This is a genomic window from Halarchaeum nitratireducens, from assembly GCF_017874695.1.
GTDB classification, from domain to species: Archaea; Halobacteriota; Halobacteria; order Halobacteriales; family Halobacteriaceae; genus Halarchaeum; species Halarchaeum nitratireducens.
In genome coordinates this window covers 40625-56459 of sequence record NZ_JAGIKY010000011.1, presented here as the reverse complement: position 1 = coordinate 56459, position 15835 = coordinate 40625, and the positions used below count along the sequence as shown (strand labels likewise).

Below are 15835 nucleotides of genomic sequence, written 5' to 3'. Positions count from 1 at the left end.
TCCTCAGTGGTCGGCGAGCCACGCCGCGATGGCGTCGGCGTTCGCCCCCTCGCGGATGATCTCGTCGTTCGCGACGTCCACGACGGTGCTCTCGACGCCGCCCGTCTCGCCGCCGTCGAGGACGACGGCCACGTCGTCGCGGAAGGCCGGATCGAGGTCGGCCGCTCGACGGACGCTTCCCGTTCCGCTCCGGTTCGCGGACGTCGCGGTGACGGGCGCGACGCGTTCCAAGAGCGCGAGCGCGACGTCGTGGTCGGGGACGCGGACGCCGACGCGCTCGCGCCCGCCCGTGAGGGCCGCCGGCACGACGTCGCGCTTCTCGCAGACGACGGTCACCGGACCGGGGAGGAACGCCTCCATGAACCGTTCCTCGCGCTCGCCGGCGACGACGTAGTCGCGCGCGGCGTCGGCGCTCGGCACGCCGAGGCTCAGCGGCTTCGAGCGGTCGCGGCCCTTCGCGGCGTACGCGCGCTCGATCGCGTCCGGGTCAAGGGCGTCCGCGCCGAGGCCGTACACCGTCTCCGTCGGGTAGACGACGAGGTCGCCGCGCTCGATGGCGTCCGCGGCCGCGTCCAGCTCGCCTGCGGGGACGTTCACAGCTCCGCGACGGCCGCCTCGATCGCGTCGTACGCCGGGAAATCGGGCCACTCCTGCGCCGTCCACGCGTACGCGACCGTTCGGTCCTCCTCCACGAGGAAGACGGAGGGCCGGGGTTCGGAGACGCCGGCCATCCCGTCGAGGTCGTGGCTGATCCCGTACGCCTCCGCGACCTCGTTCTGCGGGTCGCTGAAGAGGCGATAGCCGACCGCTTCGAGGCCGCGCTCCTCGATCGTCGTCGCGTGCTCGTACGGCGTGGAGATCGAGACGCCGACGACTTGGACGTCGAGGTCGCGCTCGACGAGCTCCTGCCACATGTACGTCGTCGGGAACGCGCCGTCCATCGGATGGAAGACGAGGAGGACCGGGTCCTCGTCCGTGAGATCGGAGAGCGTGGCGTCCTCCCAGAACTCCGCGGTCACGAGCGGGCGCGTGAAGTCCGGGGCGGTCTCGCCCACCTCGGGGTGGTCGGCTGCCGGGAGATCCGTGACCTCGAAATCGACCATCAGTTCTCACCCCCCTCGCCGTCGCCGTAGGTGCTCTCTAGGTATCGCACGACGTTCGCGGATTCGGCCATGGCGACGCCCGTGTTCTCGTCCACGATGGCGGGGACGGTCCGCGCGCCGACGAGGCGTTTGACGACGTCGCGCTCCGAGTGCATCGGCTCGACGAACCGCGAGTGGTACTTGAGGCCGAGGTCGTCGAGCACGCGTACGACGCGCTCGCAGTACGGGCACGCTTGGAGGCGATACAGCGTGATCGCTTCGTCCTGGCTCTCCGGGTTCGGTGGGGCGCTGGTCGCGCTCATGGTTCGACCGTCGGGCGAATCCCGGGTAAACGCTTCGCCCCCGGCGGAACCGTGCAGAAACGCTTAATCGTCGGGGGCCGGAACCCACGGTACCGAATGGGCGCATCTGCACTTCTCGCGACGACGCCGGCAGTGCTGGGGTTCGACACGCCGACGATCACCGCCGTCGGGGTCGCCGTCCTCGTCGTGCTGATGGGGCTCTCGGCGTTCTTCTCCTCCTCCGAGCTCGCCATGTTCTCGCTCGCGCGCCACCGCGTCGAGTCGCTGGCCGAGGAGGGCGTGCCGGGCGCGCAGGCCGTCGCCGACCTGAAGGCCGACCCGCACCGCCTCCTCATCACCATTCTCGTCGGGAACAACCTCGTCAACATCGCGATGTCGTCGATCGCCACGGGCCTTCTCGGTTTCTACCTCTCGCAGGGACAGGCGGTCATCGCGGCGACGTTCGGCGTCACTGCGCTCGTTCTCCTCTTCGGCGAGAGCGCGCCGAAGTCCTACGCCGTCGAGAACTCGGAGACGTGGGCGCTCCGGATCGCCGGTCCCCTCAAGTGGTGCGAACGCCTCCTCCTGCCGCTCGTCGTTACCTTCGATCACCTCACGCGGATCGTCAACAGCCTCACGGGCGGCGGCGCGGCCATCGAGTCCTCCTACGTCTCGCGCGACGAGATTCAGGAGATGATCCGCACGGGCGAGCGCGAGGGGGTCATCGAGGAGGACGAACGCGAGATGCTCCAGCGGATCTTCCGGTTCAACAACACCATCGCCAAGGAGGTGATGACGCCGCGTCTCGACGTCGACGCCGTCTCGACCGACGCCTCCCTGGAGGAGGCCATCCAGACGTGCGTCCGCTCCGGACACGAACTCCTCCCGGTCTACGAGGGGAGTCTCGACAACGTCGTCGGCACCGTCAGCCTCCGCGATCTCGTCCGCCAACACCAGTACGGCGAGAGCGACGAGGTGACCCTCGACGACCTGATGGAGCCCACCCTCCACGTCCCCGAGTCGAAGAACGTCGACGAACTCCTCCAGGAGATGCAAGAGGAGCGCGTCGGCCTCGTCGTCGTCCTCGACGAGTTCGGCACCACGGAGGGACTCATCACGACCGAGGACCTCATCGAGGAGATCGTCGGCGAGATCCTCGAAGGCGAGGAGGAGCGCCCGGTGACGTTCGTCGACGACGACACCGTGATCGTCCGCGGCGAGGTGAACGTCGACGAGGTGAACGAGGCGCTGGGGATCGAACTCCCCGAGGGCGAGGAGTTCGAGACCATCGCGGGGTTCATCTTCAACCGCGCGGGCCGCCTCGTCGAGGTCGGTGAGACGTTCCGCTACGAGAACGTCGAACTCCGCGCCGAGCAGGTCGAGAACACCCGCATCATGAAGGCGCGCGTGACGAAACTCGATGGGGAGCCCGAGGCCGACGAGGTCGACGAGACGCTCGAGTCTACGTGAGGCCGAGCGCGACGTCGGCCGCGTGGAAGACGGCGTAGCTGGCGGCGAGCGCGATCGCGAGCGACCCCACCCACGCCGCCACGGTCTTGAGCATCTTCTCGCGGCTGACGCCGCCGCCCGCGCTGCCCGCCGCGTAGCCGCCGCCGACGATGGCGGAGACGATGATCTCGTTGAACGAGACGGGGACGCCGAAGAAGACGGCGGCCTGCGCGATGGCGAAACTCGGGATGAGCGCGGCGATCGACCTGCGGGGCCCGAGGCTGGAGTAGTCCTGCGCGAGCGCCTTGATCATCCGCGGCGCGCCGGTCCACGACCCAACGAGGAGCCCGAGACCCCCGCCCACGAGGACGTACGTCGTGGGGACGCTGTCGCCGACGAGCGGGAGGAGCGGGCCGACGGCGAGGCCGACCTGACTTCCGCCCGCGGAGAACGCCACGAGGCCGCCGAGCGCGAGGAGGAAGTGACGGTTCCCCGCGTCGCCGTTCTCGCGGACGTCCCAGCGGACGAGGCCGGCGACGACGAGCGCGATCGCCGCGGTGGCCCCGGCCACGGCGAGCGTCGTCGGAACGCCGGGGAACGCCCGTGCGACCGTCGTGGCGAGCGACTGGCCCACGCCGGGCGGGCCGAGGAGCACGAACTTCACGTTCGCCACGAGCGCGCCGATGACGGCCGCGAGCGCGGGAACGAGCAGGGCGTCGCGGTCGATCTCGCGGAGGCCGTACGCGGTGGCGAACGACGTGAACCCACCGACGAACGGGACGAGCGCCCACAGCGCCGCGATCTGCGCGTACTTGTCCCACGCGGGCGCGCCGCCCATCGCTAGGCCGGTGCCGACGACGGCACCGGTGACGGTGAACGCCGTGGCGATCGGGTAGCCGGTGAAGACGCCGACGGCGACGAGCGTCGCGGCCGTGAGGAGCGCGACGATGACCGCGACGGACGTGAGCGTCGCCCCGCTGATGAGGCCGCGACCGACGGCCTCGGAGACGTTCGCGCCCTGTAGGACCGCCCCGAGGAACCCCAGCAGACCGACGTAGAAGCCCGCGCGCATCACGGGGATGGCGTTCGCCCCGACGGCGGGCGCGAACGGCGTCGATCCGCTCGATCCGGCGCCGATGGTCCACGCCATGAACATGCTGGCGAGCGCGGCGACGAGCAGGGTCCCGGCAGCGGCGACGGTGACCATTTGTAACCTCGACAGGGGGCGCGGAGAAAGGGCTGTCGACTCAGTTCGTCGACGGCTTCGATTCGCCACCGGTCGGGGGCGCTTCGACGCCCTCCGCGGCCGCGGCCGCGTCCGTCTCCTTCTCGGTGTCGACGTGCCAGCGCTCCACGTCGTCGTACTCGTGGAGTACCTCCCGCACGTCGTCACGCAGGTCGTCGTCGTTCACCTGCACCTCGAAGGCGAAGACGTCGTCCTCGCCGCGCACCCGTCGGATGTTCGCGGAGATCAGGTCGTTGTCGAAGTAGTAGGGCGCCACCTGCGTCATCACGCGCTTGTAGACGGTGTTCTCGACCTTTCGGAGGGCGCGTCGGCCCGCGGTGTCGGCGGCGCGCGCGACGTGCCCGATGGACTCACCCCACTTCTCGACGGCGCCCTCAGCGTCGTCGTCCTCCAACTTCTCGTAGGACTCGCTGAGGCGCTCGCCGGCCGTCTGGAGGTCGTCGTCGACGTCCTCGCCGGCCTTTTCGCCCTCGCCCTCGCCGACGCTCGCCTGCTCGGCGGTCTTCTCGTTGACGTCGGTCGTGAGACGCTCGTGGGTCTTCGGCCGCCAGTCGTCCCACTCCTCGTACGCGTCCCGGTAGGGCTCGTCCGCATCGACCTCCCGCAGCGCCGACGTGATACGCTCGCCGTGCTCGACGACGTCGCCCCACGTTCCGCGCACGCGGAAGCCCGAAATGCTCTCGTCCATCCCTTACCGACCTCGGTACGTCGGCATCGCCCTTACGTGTTGCCGGCGACTCGGTGGCACGCGTCTAGCGCCCGTACGTGAGCGCGCGCGCCCACTCGTTCAACGCCGTCTTGAGTCGCCCGAGCGCGACGACGTGACGAGACACCGCGCGGACCTCGCTCTCCTCGACCTCGATGACGTTCGCGTCCGCGAACGGGCTCCGTCCGCTCGTGAGGTCGGCCGCGCTCGACATCGCGCAGCGCCCGCACGCCTCGACGTCGTCCTTGACTCGCATGCGTCTCCCTTGGCACGCCACGAACTTCGGTGTTACGCGCCCGCGAGTCGCCGTCGACCGTGACCTTTTCTCTCTCGGCCACGACGACGTTTCCATGGGATATCACACGATCGACCCGGACGAACTCGAACCCACGCCCGAGCGCCCCTGCGATCAGCGCTCGATCACCGACGCCGCCGACCTCGACAACTTCGCGCTCAACGTCTACACCGCGGACCCCGGCGAGTCCATCCCCCTCGCCTACCACGTCCACGAGGAACAGGAGGAGGCCTTCTACGTGCTCTCCGGGGAACTCCACGTCGAGACGCCCGAGGGCGAGTTCGTCGTCGGCGCGGATGAGGTGTTCGTCGCCGACCCCCAGAGCCCGCACTTCGCCAGCGTCCCGGCGGACGCCGCGGGACCGGTCCGCGCGGTCGCCGTCGGCGCGCCGAACGTGGACGACGTCGCGCCGTACGAGGCGGATGAGTGAGCAGTCGGCCGCCGACGGGACGGGCGACGCGCCCGCTGACGCCGACACTGACGCGGCCCCGGAGGCCCCGACGCGGCCGACGTGGGACGACGCCTACCTCGACGAGGTCGCCGAGCGCCTCCAGTACTCCTTCGACCTCGAACGCGACGCCGACGCCGCGGGCGAGACGTGGCCGCTCTACGGGGAGCTGAACCTCCAGCGCGAGAAGTACTTCCTCCACCCCTCGATCTCCTACGGCCGACACGACTCGGACGAGCATCTCTTCGTCCGCCGCGCCGCCGACCTCCACGCCGACGACCTCGACGACCTCGTCGACCTCGGCCACCGGCTCGCCGACGCCCGCATCACGCCGAACGAACGCCATTACAGCACGGAATTCACCTTCGCGCTCGTCGTCCCCGAGATCGACGCGTCCGTCCGCGACTACGTCGACGGCTTCCGCGAGCGCACGCTCCTCAAGTACGGCTATTACGGCCACTACGAGGTGAACCTGCTCGTCGTCGCGCCCGACGCCGAGGAGTGCGTGGCGAGCGAGGAGGCCGACGTCGCCGACGCCTTCCGGACGTGGCGCGACCCGGCGGCCCGCGAACGCGGGCTGTTCGGGCGGGTCGCGGACGCGATCTTCGGATAGAAAAAGGGACGCGGGCGAGAGACGCGCTTACTCGTCGACGCCGCCGTCGGTCGCCGCGGGCCGCTTCCCGCGGGCCTCGCGGACGTTCGTGACCCCCTTATTGAGCAGGGAGAGCGCGAGGATAATCAGGACCGTCCCGATGACGATCTGGAGCGCGAGCGACCACGTCGCGCTCGATGAGTTCCCGAGGATCAGCCCCTGGTAGAGGTTCTGGTAGTACTCGAGGTAGACGAGCGCGCACACCGTGATCGCGCTCATGATCGCCATCGGCACGCCGGTGCTGAGGAGCTGTTTCTTCTCGCTCCAGTTCGCGAGCCAGACCGTCCCCGTGAGGAGCGCGAGCGCGGCGAGCAGTTGATTCGCGCTCCCGAAGAGCTGCCAGAGCGGCGTCCACGTCCCGGAGGCGATGAGGACGTACGCGACGACGCACTGTCCGAAGCTGTTGACGTAGCGATTGGAGGCCGCTTCCTGGACCTGCGTCTCGGGCGTGCCGATGATCTCCTCGAAGAGGTACCGACCGAGTCGGAGCGCGGTGTCCGTGGAGGTGAGCAGGAAGCTCACCATCACGAGCGCCATGAACGGCGCGCCGAAGGAGGCCGGGATCCCGAGGCTGCTGAGGAAGATGCCGCCGCCCTCGGCGAACTTCGGGAGAGCGAGGCCGACCCCGCCCGTCGCGTCGCTCGCGGTGACGCCGACGACCGCGACCGCGCAGAGCGAGAGCGTGGCGAGGAGCCCTTCCCCGAGCATTCCGCCGTAGCCGATGAGCCGGGCGTCGGTCTCCTTGTTGAGCTGCTTCGACGTCGTCCCGGAGGAGACGAGCGAGTGGAAGCCGCTGATCGTCCCGCAGGCGATGGTGACGAACAGCATCGGGAACAGCGGGCTGAACGCGCCCAGCGTCGAGTTCCCGCCGAACCCGGTGAAGGCGGGGATGTTCGTCACGAGCGGCTGGCTCGGCGAGACCGCGCCGAGGTACGGGCCGAGCACGGTGCCGACGATGACGGCGACGAGCGCGCCGCCGACGCCCGCGTAGAGCAGGAACGAGGAGAGGTAGTCACGCGGCTGTAGGAGCGTCCAGACCGGGAGGACGCTCGCGATGAGCGAGTAGATCAACACGATGGGGATCCACTGCTGCTGGCTGAGCTGGATCGGGAACTCGAGACCGACGAAGACGCTCACGAAGACGAGCGAGACGAAGATGACGGTCCCCGGGATGAACGGGAGATCGAGCTGGTAGAGGTAGACGCCGAAGAGGAGCGCGAGCCCGATGTAGAGGATGCTCGCCGTCGCGGCGCTCGGATACTGCTGGAAGACGAGCCCGACGACGAAGGCGAAGACGGCCACGACGAGGATGATGGTGAGGAAGGCGAACCACAGCAGGAGGTTCTTCCCCTCGTCGCCGACGTACTCCCCGATGATGTATCCGATCGAGCGCCCCTCGTGCTTGAGGCTGGCGCTCAGCGAGACGAAGTCGTGGACCGCGCCCATCAGGGGGTTCCCGATGGCGATCCAGAGGACCGCGGGGAGCCACCCCCACAGGAGGCCGGCGGTGATGGGCCCGACGATGGGGGCCCCGCCGGCGATGCTCGAATAGTGATGCCCGAGGAGCACCGGTTTCTTCGCCGGAACGTACTCCTGTCCGTCCTCGTATTTGTGCGCCGGCGTCTCGGCGTCCTCGTCGAGCCCCACGAACCCGGCGAGATATTTCGAGTAGCCGAGGTAGCCGATGCTGAAGAGGATCAGGACACCGACGACCAGCCAGAGTAAAGCGACCATGTCATGCGTGAGAAACTCACGAATATACATAATTGTTTCTTCTACGGAAGGCGGCGTCTCCCCCTCGGCGGCGTGTTCCCCGCGGCTCGTCCGTGGTCCGCCGCCCACCGTCTATCGCCCGCCGATCTCCTCCACCATCCACCGTCTACCGCCCATCGACCGCGCCCGCGCTCGTCCCGTCAGTCGCCGACGTCGATGTCGAGTTCCGCCGCGACCTCGTCGAGGAGCGGGCCGGTCACCTCGCCCGTCCGCGACGCGATGCGCGCGACGACCGGGACGGGGATCGTCTCCTCGGCTTCCGCGATCCGCTCGCGCTCCCGTTCGACGCGCTCTCGGAGATAGTCGGCGCCGCGTCCGCGCTCGTCCCCGTCGGGTTCCGGCGTCACCTTGTTCACGACGAGGCCGGCCACGGCGAGGCCGTGCTCACCGAGGCGCTCGACGGTGCGACGCGTCTCCGCCACCGAGAGCTCGTCCGGATTCAGGACGAGGTAGAAGTCCGCCTCCTCGCGGAGCGTCCGGCCCGCGAACTCGAACTTCTCCTTGCGTTCGCGGAGCCGACGGATGATCGGATCGTTCTCGGCGGTCTTTCGCGGTTCCTCTCTGCCGATCGCGGCCTTCTGGTAGAGATCGAGGCTCGTCTCGCGTTTCTCGATGAGCCGATCGACCCAGTCGCCGAGGAACTCGGGGAGCGAGAGCAGTCGGAGGGTGTTGCCGGTCGGCGCGGTGTCGAAGATCACGCGGTCGTACGCCTCGGCCTCCTCGCGCATCACGCGGATGACGCGATCGAAGAGCGCGGCCTCGTACGCCCCCGGCGTCTCGTGGGCCATCTCGATCTGCTTGTCGATCTCGTTGACGACGACCTGACTCACCTGCGCTTCCATCTCGCGGCGGATGTCCATCAGGTGGGCTTCCACCTCGGCCTCGGGGTCGATCTCCATCGCGTCGAGGCGCTCGTGACCCGCGACCAGCGCCGGCTCGTCGCCGAACGGCTGGTCGAAGACGTCGGAGGTGCTGTGCGCGGGGTCGGTCGAGACCACGAGCGTCTCGTGCCCCGCGTCGGCGCACCGCAGCGCGTACGCCGCCGAGACCGTCGTCTTGCCGACGCCGCCCTTCCCACCGAAGAAGGTGAATCGCGCCATCAGAAGTGGAAGTGCCCCTTCCAGTCGAGGACGCTGTCCCGGTCCCACATCCGGCGCTCCCAGGCCTCGAAGTCCTCGGCGAGGTAGGGGAGGAGCTCGGCCGTGTAGTAGGAGACGGGGCTCGGGATCCCGAAGGCGTCGGCGAAGCACGCGAAGAAGAATGCGTCCTCCTGATCCATCGCCTCGTCCTCGATCTGCTCGAACGCCGGGTGCTCGATCATCCCGTGATAGAGTCCGTGCACGACCTCCGCCGCCCGTTCGCGGAAGCGCGCGAACTGCTCGTGGATCGTCACGACCGTCACGTGGGACCGTGCGGGTTTAACACCGCCGGCGTGCGCGGGCCGCGGCGGCGACTCCGGATCGGTACATTCACCCCGAGCCCGGGCCCTTCTCCATCCATGACCATCGAGGACCGAGACGACGCGCACGTCATCACGCACGCGCTCGCCAAGGACACCCTCTCGAAGCTCCGAGACAAGCACACCGAACAGGTCGCCTTCCGCAAGGGGCTCGTGAAGCTCGGCCGCATCGCCGGCTACGAGGTCATCGACGGCGCGATGGAGACCGAGTACGTCTTCATCGAGACGCCGCTCACCGAGACGACGGGCGAGCGCGTGAAGGGGCTCGACGACGTCGTCATCATCAACGTCCTGCGCGCCGCGACGCCGTTCGTCGAGGGCCTCCTCAAGGCCTTCCCCCGCGCGAAGCAGGGCGTCATCTCCGCGGGCCGCGACGAGGACGCCGGCATGCGAGAGGACGGCCAGTTCCCCATCACCGTCGACTACGTGAAGCTCCCCGACATCCGCGAGGAGGACACGGTCATCGTCGCCGACCCGATGCTCGCCACGGGTTCGACGATGTGCACCGTCCTCGACGCCGTTCTCGACGATCAGCCCGACCCGGAGAACCTCTTCGTGCTCTCCGCGGTTTCGGCCCCCGACGGTCTCCTGCGCGTCAGCGAGCAGTTCCCCGAGGCCGACCTCCTCACCGTCTCCATCGACGACCACCTCGACGAGAACGGCTACATCATCCCCGGCCTCGGCGACGCCGGCGACCGGGCCTTCCGGACGCAGTAACCCCCTCGCTTCTCCTCGAAACCGCAGTACTCCACCGGGTCGGCGGGCCGAACGGTCGAGCCGAAACGCACCCCCGGACGGCTCCCCTGTGAGACAGTGACTCGGTGGTGGTGGATCGCGCGTCGACGGAGCGACGCACGCGTTGCCGCTCGGCGCGGCCTTTCATACCCGCCCGAACGTTCGTAGCAAACCAGCGAATATTTACATATACGGTGTGCTACCTCCGTATATGTCGAAGTTTGACCGACGTGACTTCGTGAAAGCTACCGGGGTAGCGGGCATCGCGGCGCTCGCCGGCTGTTCCGGCGGCGGCTCCGGCGACGGCGAGACCACCACGAGCGAGGACGGCGAGACCAGTACGACGAGCGGCGGGAGCGGCGGCGAGACCCGCCTCTCGTGGCACGCCGGCGGCACCGGCGGGACCTACTACCCGCTCTCCAACGAGTTCAAGAGCGTCATCGAGGGCCACACCGACTACGGCGTGCAGGTCCAATCCACGGGCGCCAGCGTCGAAAACGTCGGCAGCCTCTACTCGGGCGACGCCGACTTCGCGCTCATCCAGAACGACATCGCGTACTTCGCGAAGAACGGCACCGGCATCGACGCCTTCCAGGACAACCCCATCGAGAACCTCCGCGGCGTCGCGACGCTCTACCCGGAGACCATCCACGTCGTCACGCTCGCCGAGTCCGGCATCGAGACCCTCCAGGACCTTGAGGGCAAGCGCGTGAACACCGGCGACCTCGGCTCCGGGACGCAGGTCGACGCGCTCCAGATCCTCAACGCCGTCGGCATCACGCAGGACGACTTCGAGGAGCAGAACACGAGCTTCAGCCAGGCGTCCGAGCAGCTCCGTAACGGCGACGTCGACGCGACGTTCACCGTCGGCGGCTGGCCCGTCGGCGCGATCAGCGACCTCGCCACCACCGAGGACGTCCGCATCGTCCCCATCGACGGCGACGCCCGCGCGCAGGTCAAGGACGCCGCCTCCTTCTTCGCGGACGACCAGATCCCCGCCGGCACCTACAGCGGCATCGACGAGGCCGTCCCCACCGTCGCCGTGCAGGCGATGATCGCGACGAACGCCGAGCAGCCCGCCGACGTCGTCGAGAACGTCAGCGCGGCGATCTTCGACAACGTCGACGAGCTCAGCATCAAGACGAACTTCATCTCGAAGGCGAGCGCCCAGGACGGCATGTCCATCGACCTCCACGAGGGCGCGCAGGCCTACTTCGGCTGAACGCGCACCCCGACTCTTCACTCGTGTTCGCTTTCATCGACAGACTCCGCGAGCGCCTCGGCCGGCGAGCCGCGCTGCTCGCCGCCGTCGTCGTGGTCGCGCTCCTCGCGACGGCCACCGCGTCGGCCGTCCCGGCCGGTAAACAGCTCACCGTCACCGATCAGGAGACGGGCGAGGTCGTCATCCAGACGCCGGTCCACGAGAACTCGACGGTCGCGCTCCACTACACGCACAGCGTCCAGAAGTCGCCCGTCGTCGATCAGTACACGGTCCGAGGACACACCCTCGTCTACACCCGCATGGAGTTCGAGTCGTACGGGTGGGGCCTCCCCAGCCGCTCGGACGTCCGCGAGGTGAACGGGACGTTCGTCCTCGCCGATCCCGACTGGCAGGGCCGTGAGATCCACGTGAAACCCGGTCGCGTCGCCGGTCACCGACTCGTCGTCGACGACCGGACGTACGATCTCGTCGAGCGCTCGAACGCGCGAGCCGTCACGATCCGCGTCACCGACCGCTCGCTACTCGCCACGATCTTACACTCATGAGTGAGACACCGACCACCGACGCCGAGACGGACGTCGACGACAGCCTCCCGGACGACGCCGACGAGATCGTCCAGGAACTCGAACGCAAGCGGAGCCTCCGCGGCGCCGCGGCGATCCTCGCGGCAGTCATCGGGACCGCCTTCTCCCTCTTCCAACTCTGGCTCGCCGCGCGCGGTTTCACCCTCACCGTCACGCTCCCGGTCGTCGGCCGGATCAGGATCGCGGCCCTCCAGCAACTCCAGGTCAACGCGATCCACGTGACGTTCGCGCTCCTGTTGGCCTTCCTCCTCTTCCCGCCGACGATGGGTCAGGGGTTCCTCGCCCGCCGACTCTCTGCGGCGCACGACGCCATCGACGCCCGCGTCGGAGGCCCGGTCGCTCGCCTCGCCGACGGCGTCGCGGCCGCGCTCGCGTGGCTCATGCTGGACCGCGAGGGCGAACGCGTCACGCCCGTGGACCTCGTCTGTATGGGGCTCGCCCTCCTCGCCGGCGGCTACGTCGTCACCGAGTTCACCGAGATCCAGCGCCTGCGCGTCTTCGGCCTCGAGGCCGGCCGGCCGATTCAGGAGGTCTTCGGCTTCCTCCACCCGCTCGTCGACGCGCTCGCCGCCGTCGGGATCCCGCTCGGGTCGACGTCGTACGCCTTCCTGATGGGGGTCGTCGGGACGCTCCTCGTCCTCGAGGCCACGCGGCGCGCGCTCGGCTTCCCCCTGATGGTGCTCGTCAGCTCCTTCCTCGTCTACGCGCGCTTTGGCTACCTCATCCCGAGCGACGCGCCGCTCGTCGGCGTCTTCGGGACGACCGCGATCGACTGGCACACAATCATCCAGAACATGTGGTTCAACACGGAGAACGGCATCTTCGGCATCCCCGTCTCCGTCAGCGTGCAGTTCATCTACATCTTCGTGCTCTTCGGGGCGTTCCTGGAGATGTCCGGGGCGGGCCGGTGGTTCATCGACTTCGCGTACTCGCTCACCGGCCGCCGGAAGGGCGGCCCCGCGAAGGCGAGCATCCTCGCCAGCGGCTTCATGGGGACGATCAGCGGCTCCTCCATCGCCAACACCGTCACGACGGGCGCGTTCACGATCCCGCTGATGAAGCGCTCGGGCTACCGCGCCGAGTTCGCCGGGGCGGTCGAGGCCTCCGCCTCCTCGGGCGGGCAGATCCTCCCGCCCGTCATGGGTGCGGCGGCGTTCCTCATCGTCTCCTACACGGGCACGCCGTTCAGCGAGGTCGTCGTCGCCGCGGCCATCCCCGCTATCGTCTTCTTCTTCGGCGTGTGGGTGATGGTCCACTTGGAAGCCTCCCGGACGGGCATCGGCGGCGTCACCGAGGACGCGCTGGTCGACGTCAAAGCCCACCTCCGCAAGGGATGGTTCTACCTCCTCCCGCTCTTCCTCCTCATCTACTACCTCGTTATCGTCCGCTACACGCCCGCGCGCTCGGCGTGGTTCACCATCGTCGCGTTGTTCGCGCTCATCGCGCTCGTCGCCGCGTACAACGAGCGGACACGCCTCCCGATGCTCGTCGGGATCGTCGCGCTCTTCGCCGCTGACCTCGCGTCGTTCGCCGCCGCCGGCGTCAACGTTATCGAGTTCCTCACCGGCGCGCGCGCGACCGGCATGCCCCTCGGCGAGGCCTTCGCGTACGCCTCGCCCCACCTCGGGTGGGTCGTCATCGGCGTCGGCGTCGCCGCCCTCCTCGCCCGCCCGCGCGGTGACAGTCCGCTCCTCGACTACGACGAGCACGTCGAGGAGTCCGCGGAGACGGTCGGCGGCGTCCTCCGCCGCCCCTCGCTCGCCGACAACCGTGCGTTCGGCTACCTCTCCTTCGTCGGCGCGTCGATGGAGTCCGGCGCGCGCACCGCGACGACCGTCGTGGTCGCCGTCGCCGCCGCCGGCATCATCCCCGGCGTCGTCTCCTCCACGGGGCTCGGGCCGAATCTCACGAGCCTCATCCTCGCCGTCAGCGGCGATTCACTCGTCCTCCTCCTCCTCATCACCGGCGTCTCCTCCATCATTCTCGGGATGGGGATGCCGACGACGGTCACCTACATCATCCTCGTCAGCCTCCTCGGCTCCGCGATCAGCAGCATCGGCGGCATCCCGATCCTCGCCGCGCACCTCTTCATCCTCTACTTCGGCGTCATCGCGGACATCACGCCGCCGGTCGCCGTCGCCGCCTACGCGGCCTCCGGGATCGCCAAATCCGATCAGTTCCAGACCGGGGTCGAGGCGTTCAGCCTCTCGCTGAACAAGGCCATCGTCCCCTTCGCGTTCGTCCTCTCGCCCGGCATCCTCCTCCTGCGCGGGACGGGCGGCGCCGATTCAGTCCACACGCTCACCGCCGCCGACATCGCCGATCTCGGCTTCTTCGTCCCCGAGGTCCTCGTCCCCGTCATCGCGGTCTTCCTCGGCGTCTACGCGCTCGGGCCGACCGTCATCGGCTACCTCTACTCGCCGCTCTCGCGCGTCGAACGCGCCGGGTTCGCGCTCGCGGCGCTCTGTCTCATGGCCCCGGGACTCCTCGGCGTCGTCCGCGACACGCTCGGCGTCGCGTCCCTCGCGTTCGACCTCTCCCTGCGCGCGCTCGGGTTCCTCTTGTTCGTCGCGCTCGTCCTGAAGAACCGCCGCACTCGCGACGGCACCGACGGCGAGTCCGTCGACGCCGACGCCGGTGCGGCCGCGAGCGTCGAAGCCTGACTACGCGATCTCGACGCGCCCCGAGGTCGCGCTTCGCAACCGTTCTTTCAGCGCGTCGGCGTCCTCGCGCGGGCACGTCACCGCGAAGGAGACGCGTTCCTCGTACGCCGCCTCGAAGTCGCACTCGGCGGATTCGAGGATCCCCCGGACCGTCCCCGAGTCGTCGTAGTCGACGACGGCGTCGAACGCCGTTCGCGGTTCGCGCGTCGTCACGCCCGCCTCGTCGACCGCTTCCTTCACCGCCCGCGAGTACGCCCGGGCGAGGCCGCCGACGCCGAGTTCCGTCCCGCCGAAGTAGCGCGTCACGACGACGGCGGCGTTCTCGATCCCGCGCTGTTGGAGGACGTTCAGCGCGGGCTTCCCCGAGGACCCCGAGGGCTCACCGTCGTCGCTCTGGTACTCGCGGAGCAGGTGCCCGCCGCCGGGACTGCCGGACTCGACCCTGACCCGGTAGCAGGGAACGTTGTGGGTCGCGTCCGCGTAGCGCTCCTGGACCTCGTCGACGAACGCTTCGGCGGCCGCGACGCCCTCGACGGGGCGGGCGCGGCCGACGAACTCGGACCCTCGGATCTCGAAGCGCGCCTCGCCCGGTCCCGCGAGCGTCTCGTAGGCGTCCTCGCTCACGCGTCCCACCTCACGACAGCTCGACGGAGCGCACGAAGGGCAGTTGCATGAGCTCGGTGACGACGTCGCCGGGGAGGTCGGCGTCGACGACGAGATAGAGGCGCGGTTCGTCCGTGAACTCGGGGTCCTCGCTGATCGTCTGTCTGATGCTGACGTCGTGGTCCGCGAGGAGGCCGGTCACGGTCGCCACGAGCCCGGGCTCGTCGGCGTCGTGGACCGCGACCGTCACCACCGTCAGATCGAGGACGGGGGCGAGATCCATCAGGCTCGGGATCTGACTGATGTTCTGGAAGATGCGTCTGAGCTCCTCGTCGGCGAGGATGGCGTCCGTGGTGGAGTCGACGACGCGGCGATCCACGCCGACCTCTCGGGCCAGTTGCGTGTTCGGGATCTCGATGCCGCCCGTGACCACGCGACCGTCGTCGTTCACCGAGAACCCGCGTTCGAGGAGGAGCCTGATGACGGCCTGCTGGCCCGGGCTCCCCTCGAACTTCCGCATGATGTCCTCGAACACACGGACGCGTACGCGACGCACCCGGTAAAACCGTCCGGGGTCGCCCCGCATGCTTTTTCGCCCCGCCGCCGATAGCTCGAA

18 protein-coding genes are annotated in these 15835 nt (G+C 69.0%); 7 read left to right on the top strand and 11 right to left on the bottom strand.

The window, feature by feature from the left end; genetic code table 11:
• Positions 1-3: 3 nt before the first annotated feature.
• Genes J2754_RS11260 through J2754_RS11250 form a run of 3 tightly spaced genes read right to left on the bottom strand, consistent with a single transcriptional unit; the run spans position 4 to position 1405 of the window.
• Entirely contained in the window at positions 4-597 is a 594-nt protein-coding gene (locus J2754_RS11260; protein WP_211087488.1) for an L-threonylcarbamoyladenylate synthase, read from the bottom strand.
• Positions 594-1103: a redoxin domain-containing protein gene (locus tag J2754_RS11255; RefSeq protein ID WP_211087487.1), complete on the bottom strand. Its 510-nt coding sequence runs from the start codon at positions 1101-1103 to the stop codon at positions 594-596. The genes J2754_RS11260 and J2754_RS11255 overlap by 4 nt, the downstream gene beginning before the upstream one ends.
• A complete protein-coding gene (locus J2754_RS11250) occupies positions 1103-1405 on the bottom strand; it encodes a glutaredoxin family protein (protein ID WP_211087486.1) in 303 nt (100 codons plus the stop codon). The genes J2754_RS11255 and J2754_RS11250 overlap by 1 nt, the downstream gene beginning before the upstream one ends.
• A gap of 96 nt (positions 1406-1501) precedes the next feature.
• Between J2754_RS11250 and J2754_RS11245 the strand changes: the two genes are divergently transcribed.
• Positions 1502-2854: a hemolysin family protein gene (locus tag J2754_RS11245; protein ID WP_188876323.1), complete on the top strand. Its 1353-nt coding sequence runs from the start codon at positions 1502-1504 to the stop codon at positions 2852-2854.
• Here the strand turns inward: J2754_RS11245 and J2754_RS11240 are convergent.
• From J2754_RS11240 to J2754_RS11230, 3 genes are all read right to left on the bottom strand, one after another.
• Positions 2847-4040 (bottom strand): inorganic phosphate transporter, encoded by a 1194-nt coding sequence (locus J2754_RS11240; protein WP_188876324.1) that lies wholly within the window; start codon positions 4038-4040, stop codon positions 2847-2849. The two genes, J2754_RS11245 and J2754_RS11240, sit on opposite strands and share 8 nt — an antisense overlap.
• A gap of 40 nt (positions 4041-4080) precedes the next feature.
• On the bottom strand, positions 4081-4767 hold the full coding sequence (locus J2754_RS11235) for a DUF5828 family protein (protein ID WP_188876325.1): 687 nt from the start codon (positions 4765-4767) through the stop codon (positions 4081-4083).
• A 64-nt stretch (positions 4768-4831) separates the two neighbouring features.
• Positions 4832-5041 carry a DUF8007 family protein gene (locus J2754_RS11230; protein ID WP_188876326.1) on the bottom strand — a complete coding sequence of 70 codons (210 nt, stop codon included), beginning with the start codon at positions 5039-5041 and terminating at the stop codon, positions 4832-4834.
• A gap of 94 nt (positions 5042-5135) precedes the next feature.
• Between J2754_RS11230 and J2754_RS11225 the strand changes: the two genes are divergently transcribed.
• Positions 5136-5510 carry a cupin domain-containing protein gene (locus J2754_RS11225; RefSeq protein ID WP_188876327.1) on the top strand — a complete coding sequence of 125 codons (375 nt, stop codon included), beginning with the start codon at positions 5136-5138 and terminating at the stop codon, positions 5508-5510.
• Complete coding sequence (locus tag J2754_RS11220; protein ID WP_188876328.1) at positions 5503-6141, top strand: DUF8052 family protein; 639 nt, start codon at positions 5503-5505, stop codon at positions 6139-6141. The genes J2754_RS11225 and J2754_RS11220 overlap by 8 nt, the downstream gene beginning before the upstream one ends.
• 27 nt (positions 6142-6168) lie before the next feature.
• Here J2754_RS11220 and J2754_RS11215 read toward each other — a convergent pair whose 3' ends face one another.
• From J2754_RS11215 to J2754_RS11205, 3 genes are all read right to left on the bottom strand, one after another.
• A complete protein-coding gene (locus J2754_RS11215; RefSeq protein ID WP_188876329.1) occupies positions 6169-7914 on the bottom strand; it encodes a carbon starvation CstA family protein in 1746 nt (581 codons plus the stop codon).
• A 179-nt stretch (positions 7915-8093) separates the two neighbouring features.
• Positions 8094-9053 carry an ArsA family ATPase gene (locus J2754_RS11210; protein ID WP_211087485.1) on the bottom strand — a complete coding sequence of 320 codons (960 nt, stop codon included), beginning with the start codon at positions 9051-9053 and terminating at the stop codon, positions 8094-8096.
• Positions 9053-9346, bottom strand: coding sequence for a DUF7990 family protein (locus tag J2754_RS11205; RefSeq protein WP_188876331.1), 294 nt, complete (start codon positions 9344-9346; stop codon positions 9053-9055). The genes J2754_RS11210 and J2754_RS11205 overlap by 1 nt, the downstream gene beginning before the upstream one ends.
• 105 nt (positions 9347-9451) lie before the next feature.
• Between J2754_RS11205 and upp the strand changes: the two genes are divergently transcribed.
• The 4 genes from upp (at position 9452) to J2754_RS11185 (ending at position 14616) form a co-directional block, all read left to right on the top strand.
• On the top strand, positions 9452-10129 hold the full coding sequence (gene upp, locus J2754_RS11200) for a uracil phosphoribosyltransferase (RefSeq protein WP_211087484.1): 678 nt from the start codon (positions 9452-9454) through the stop codon (positions 10127-10129).
• 229 nt (positions 10130-10358) lie between these two features.
• A complete protein-coding gene (locus J2754_RS11195; protein ID WP_188876333.1) occupies positions 10359-11369 on the top strand; it encodes a TAXI family TRAP transporter solute-binding subunit in 1011 nt (336 codons plus the stop codon).
• 23 nt (positions 11370-11392) lie between these two features.
• The gene (locus J2754_RS11190) at positions 11393-11914 is read left to right on the top strand and encodes a DUF1850 domain-containing protein (RefSeq protein WP_229772751.1); all 522 of its coding nucleotides are present in this window, start codon (positions 11393-11395) and stop codon (positions 11912-11914) included.
• Positions 11911-14616, top strand: a complete 2706-nt coding sequence (locus tag J2754_RS11185; RefSeq protein WP_211087483.1) for a TRAP transporter permease — start codon at positions 11911-11913, stop codon at positions 14614-14616. Before J2754_RS11190 ends, J2754_RS11185 begins: the two co-directional genes overlap by 4 nt.
• Here J2754_RS11185 and J2754_RS11180 read toward each other — a convergent pair whose 3' ends face one another.
• A complete protein-coding gene (locus tag J2754_RS11180) occupies positions 14617-15240 on the bottom strand; it encodes an IMPACT family protein (RefSeq protein WP_188876904.1) in 624 nt (207 codons plus the stop codon). It abuts the gene before it with no gap.
• A 10-nt stretch (positions 15241-15250) separates the two neighbouring features.
• The gene (trpY, locus tag J2754_RS11175; RefSeq protein ID WP_188876337.1) at positions 15251-15754 is read right to left on the bottom strand and encodes a TrpY family transcription regulator; all 504 of its coding nucleotides are present in this window, start codon (positions 15752-15754) and stop codon (positions 15251-15253) included.
• Positions 15755-15835: the final 81 nt, after the last annotated feature.

What these genes read in the sequence shown, in the direction of transcription:
- J2754_RS11255 (WP_211087487.1), bottom strand. Translation starts at nt 1,103, where the DNA reads ATGGTCGATTTCGAGGTCACGGATCTCCCGGCAGCCGACCACCCCGAG.
- J2754_RS11235 (WP_188876325.1), bottom strand. Translation starts at nt 4,767, where the DNA reads ATGGACGAGAGCATTTCGGGCTTCCGCGTGCGCGGAACGTGGGGCGAC.
- J2754_RS11185 (WP_211087483.1), top strand. Translation starts at nt 11,911, where the DNA reads ATGAGTGAGACACCGACCACCGACGCCGAGACGGACGTCGACGACAGC.
- J2754_RS11215 (WP_188876329.1), bottom strand. Translation starts at nt 7,914, where the DNA reads ATGGTCGCTTTACTCTGGCTGGTCGTCGGTGTCCTGATCCTCTTCAGC.
- J2754_RS11240 (WP_188876324.1), bottom strand. Translation starts at nt 4,040, where the DNA reads ATGGTCACCGTCGCCGCTGCCGGGACCCTGCTCGTCGCCGCGCTCGCC.
- J2754_RS11230 (WP_188876326.1), bottom strand. Translation starts at nt 5,041, where the DNA reads ATGCGAGTCAAGGACGACGTCGAGGCGTGCGGGCGCTGCGCGATGTCG.
- upp (WP_211087484.1), top strand. Translation starts at nt 9,452, where the DNA reads ATGACCATCGAGGACCGAGACGACGCGCACGTCATCACGCACGCGCTC.
- J2754_RS11210 (WP_211087485.1), bottom strand. Translation starts at nt 9,053, where the DNA reads ATGGCGCGATTCACCTTCTTCGGTGGGAAGGGCGGCGTCGGCAAGACG.
- J2754_RS11220 (WP_188876328.1), top strand. Translation starts at nt 5,503, where the DNA reads ATGAGTGAGCAGTCGGCCGCCGACGGGACGGGCGACGCGCCCGCTGAC.
- J2754_RS11245 (WP_188876323.1), top strand. Translation starts at nt 1,502, where the DNA reads ATGGGCGCATCTGCACTTCTCGCGACGACGCCGGCAGTGCTGGGGTTC.
- J2754_RS11225 (WP_188876327.1), top strand. Translation starts at nt 5,136, where the DNA reads ATGGGATATCACACGATCGACCCGGACGAACTCGAACCCACGCCCGAG.
- J2754_RS11250 (WP_211087486.1), bottom strand. Translation starts at nt 1,405, where the DNA reads ATGAGCGCGACCAGCGCCCCACCGAACCCGGAGAGCCAGGACGAAGCG.
- J2754_RS11195 (WP_188876333.1), top strand. Translation starts at nt 10,359, where the DNA reads ATGTCGAAGTTTGACCGACGTGACTTCGTGAAAGCTACCGGGGTAGCG.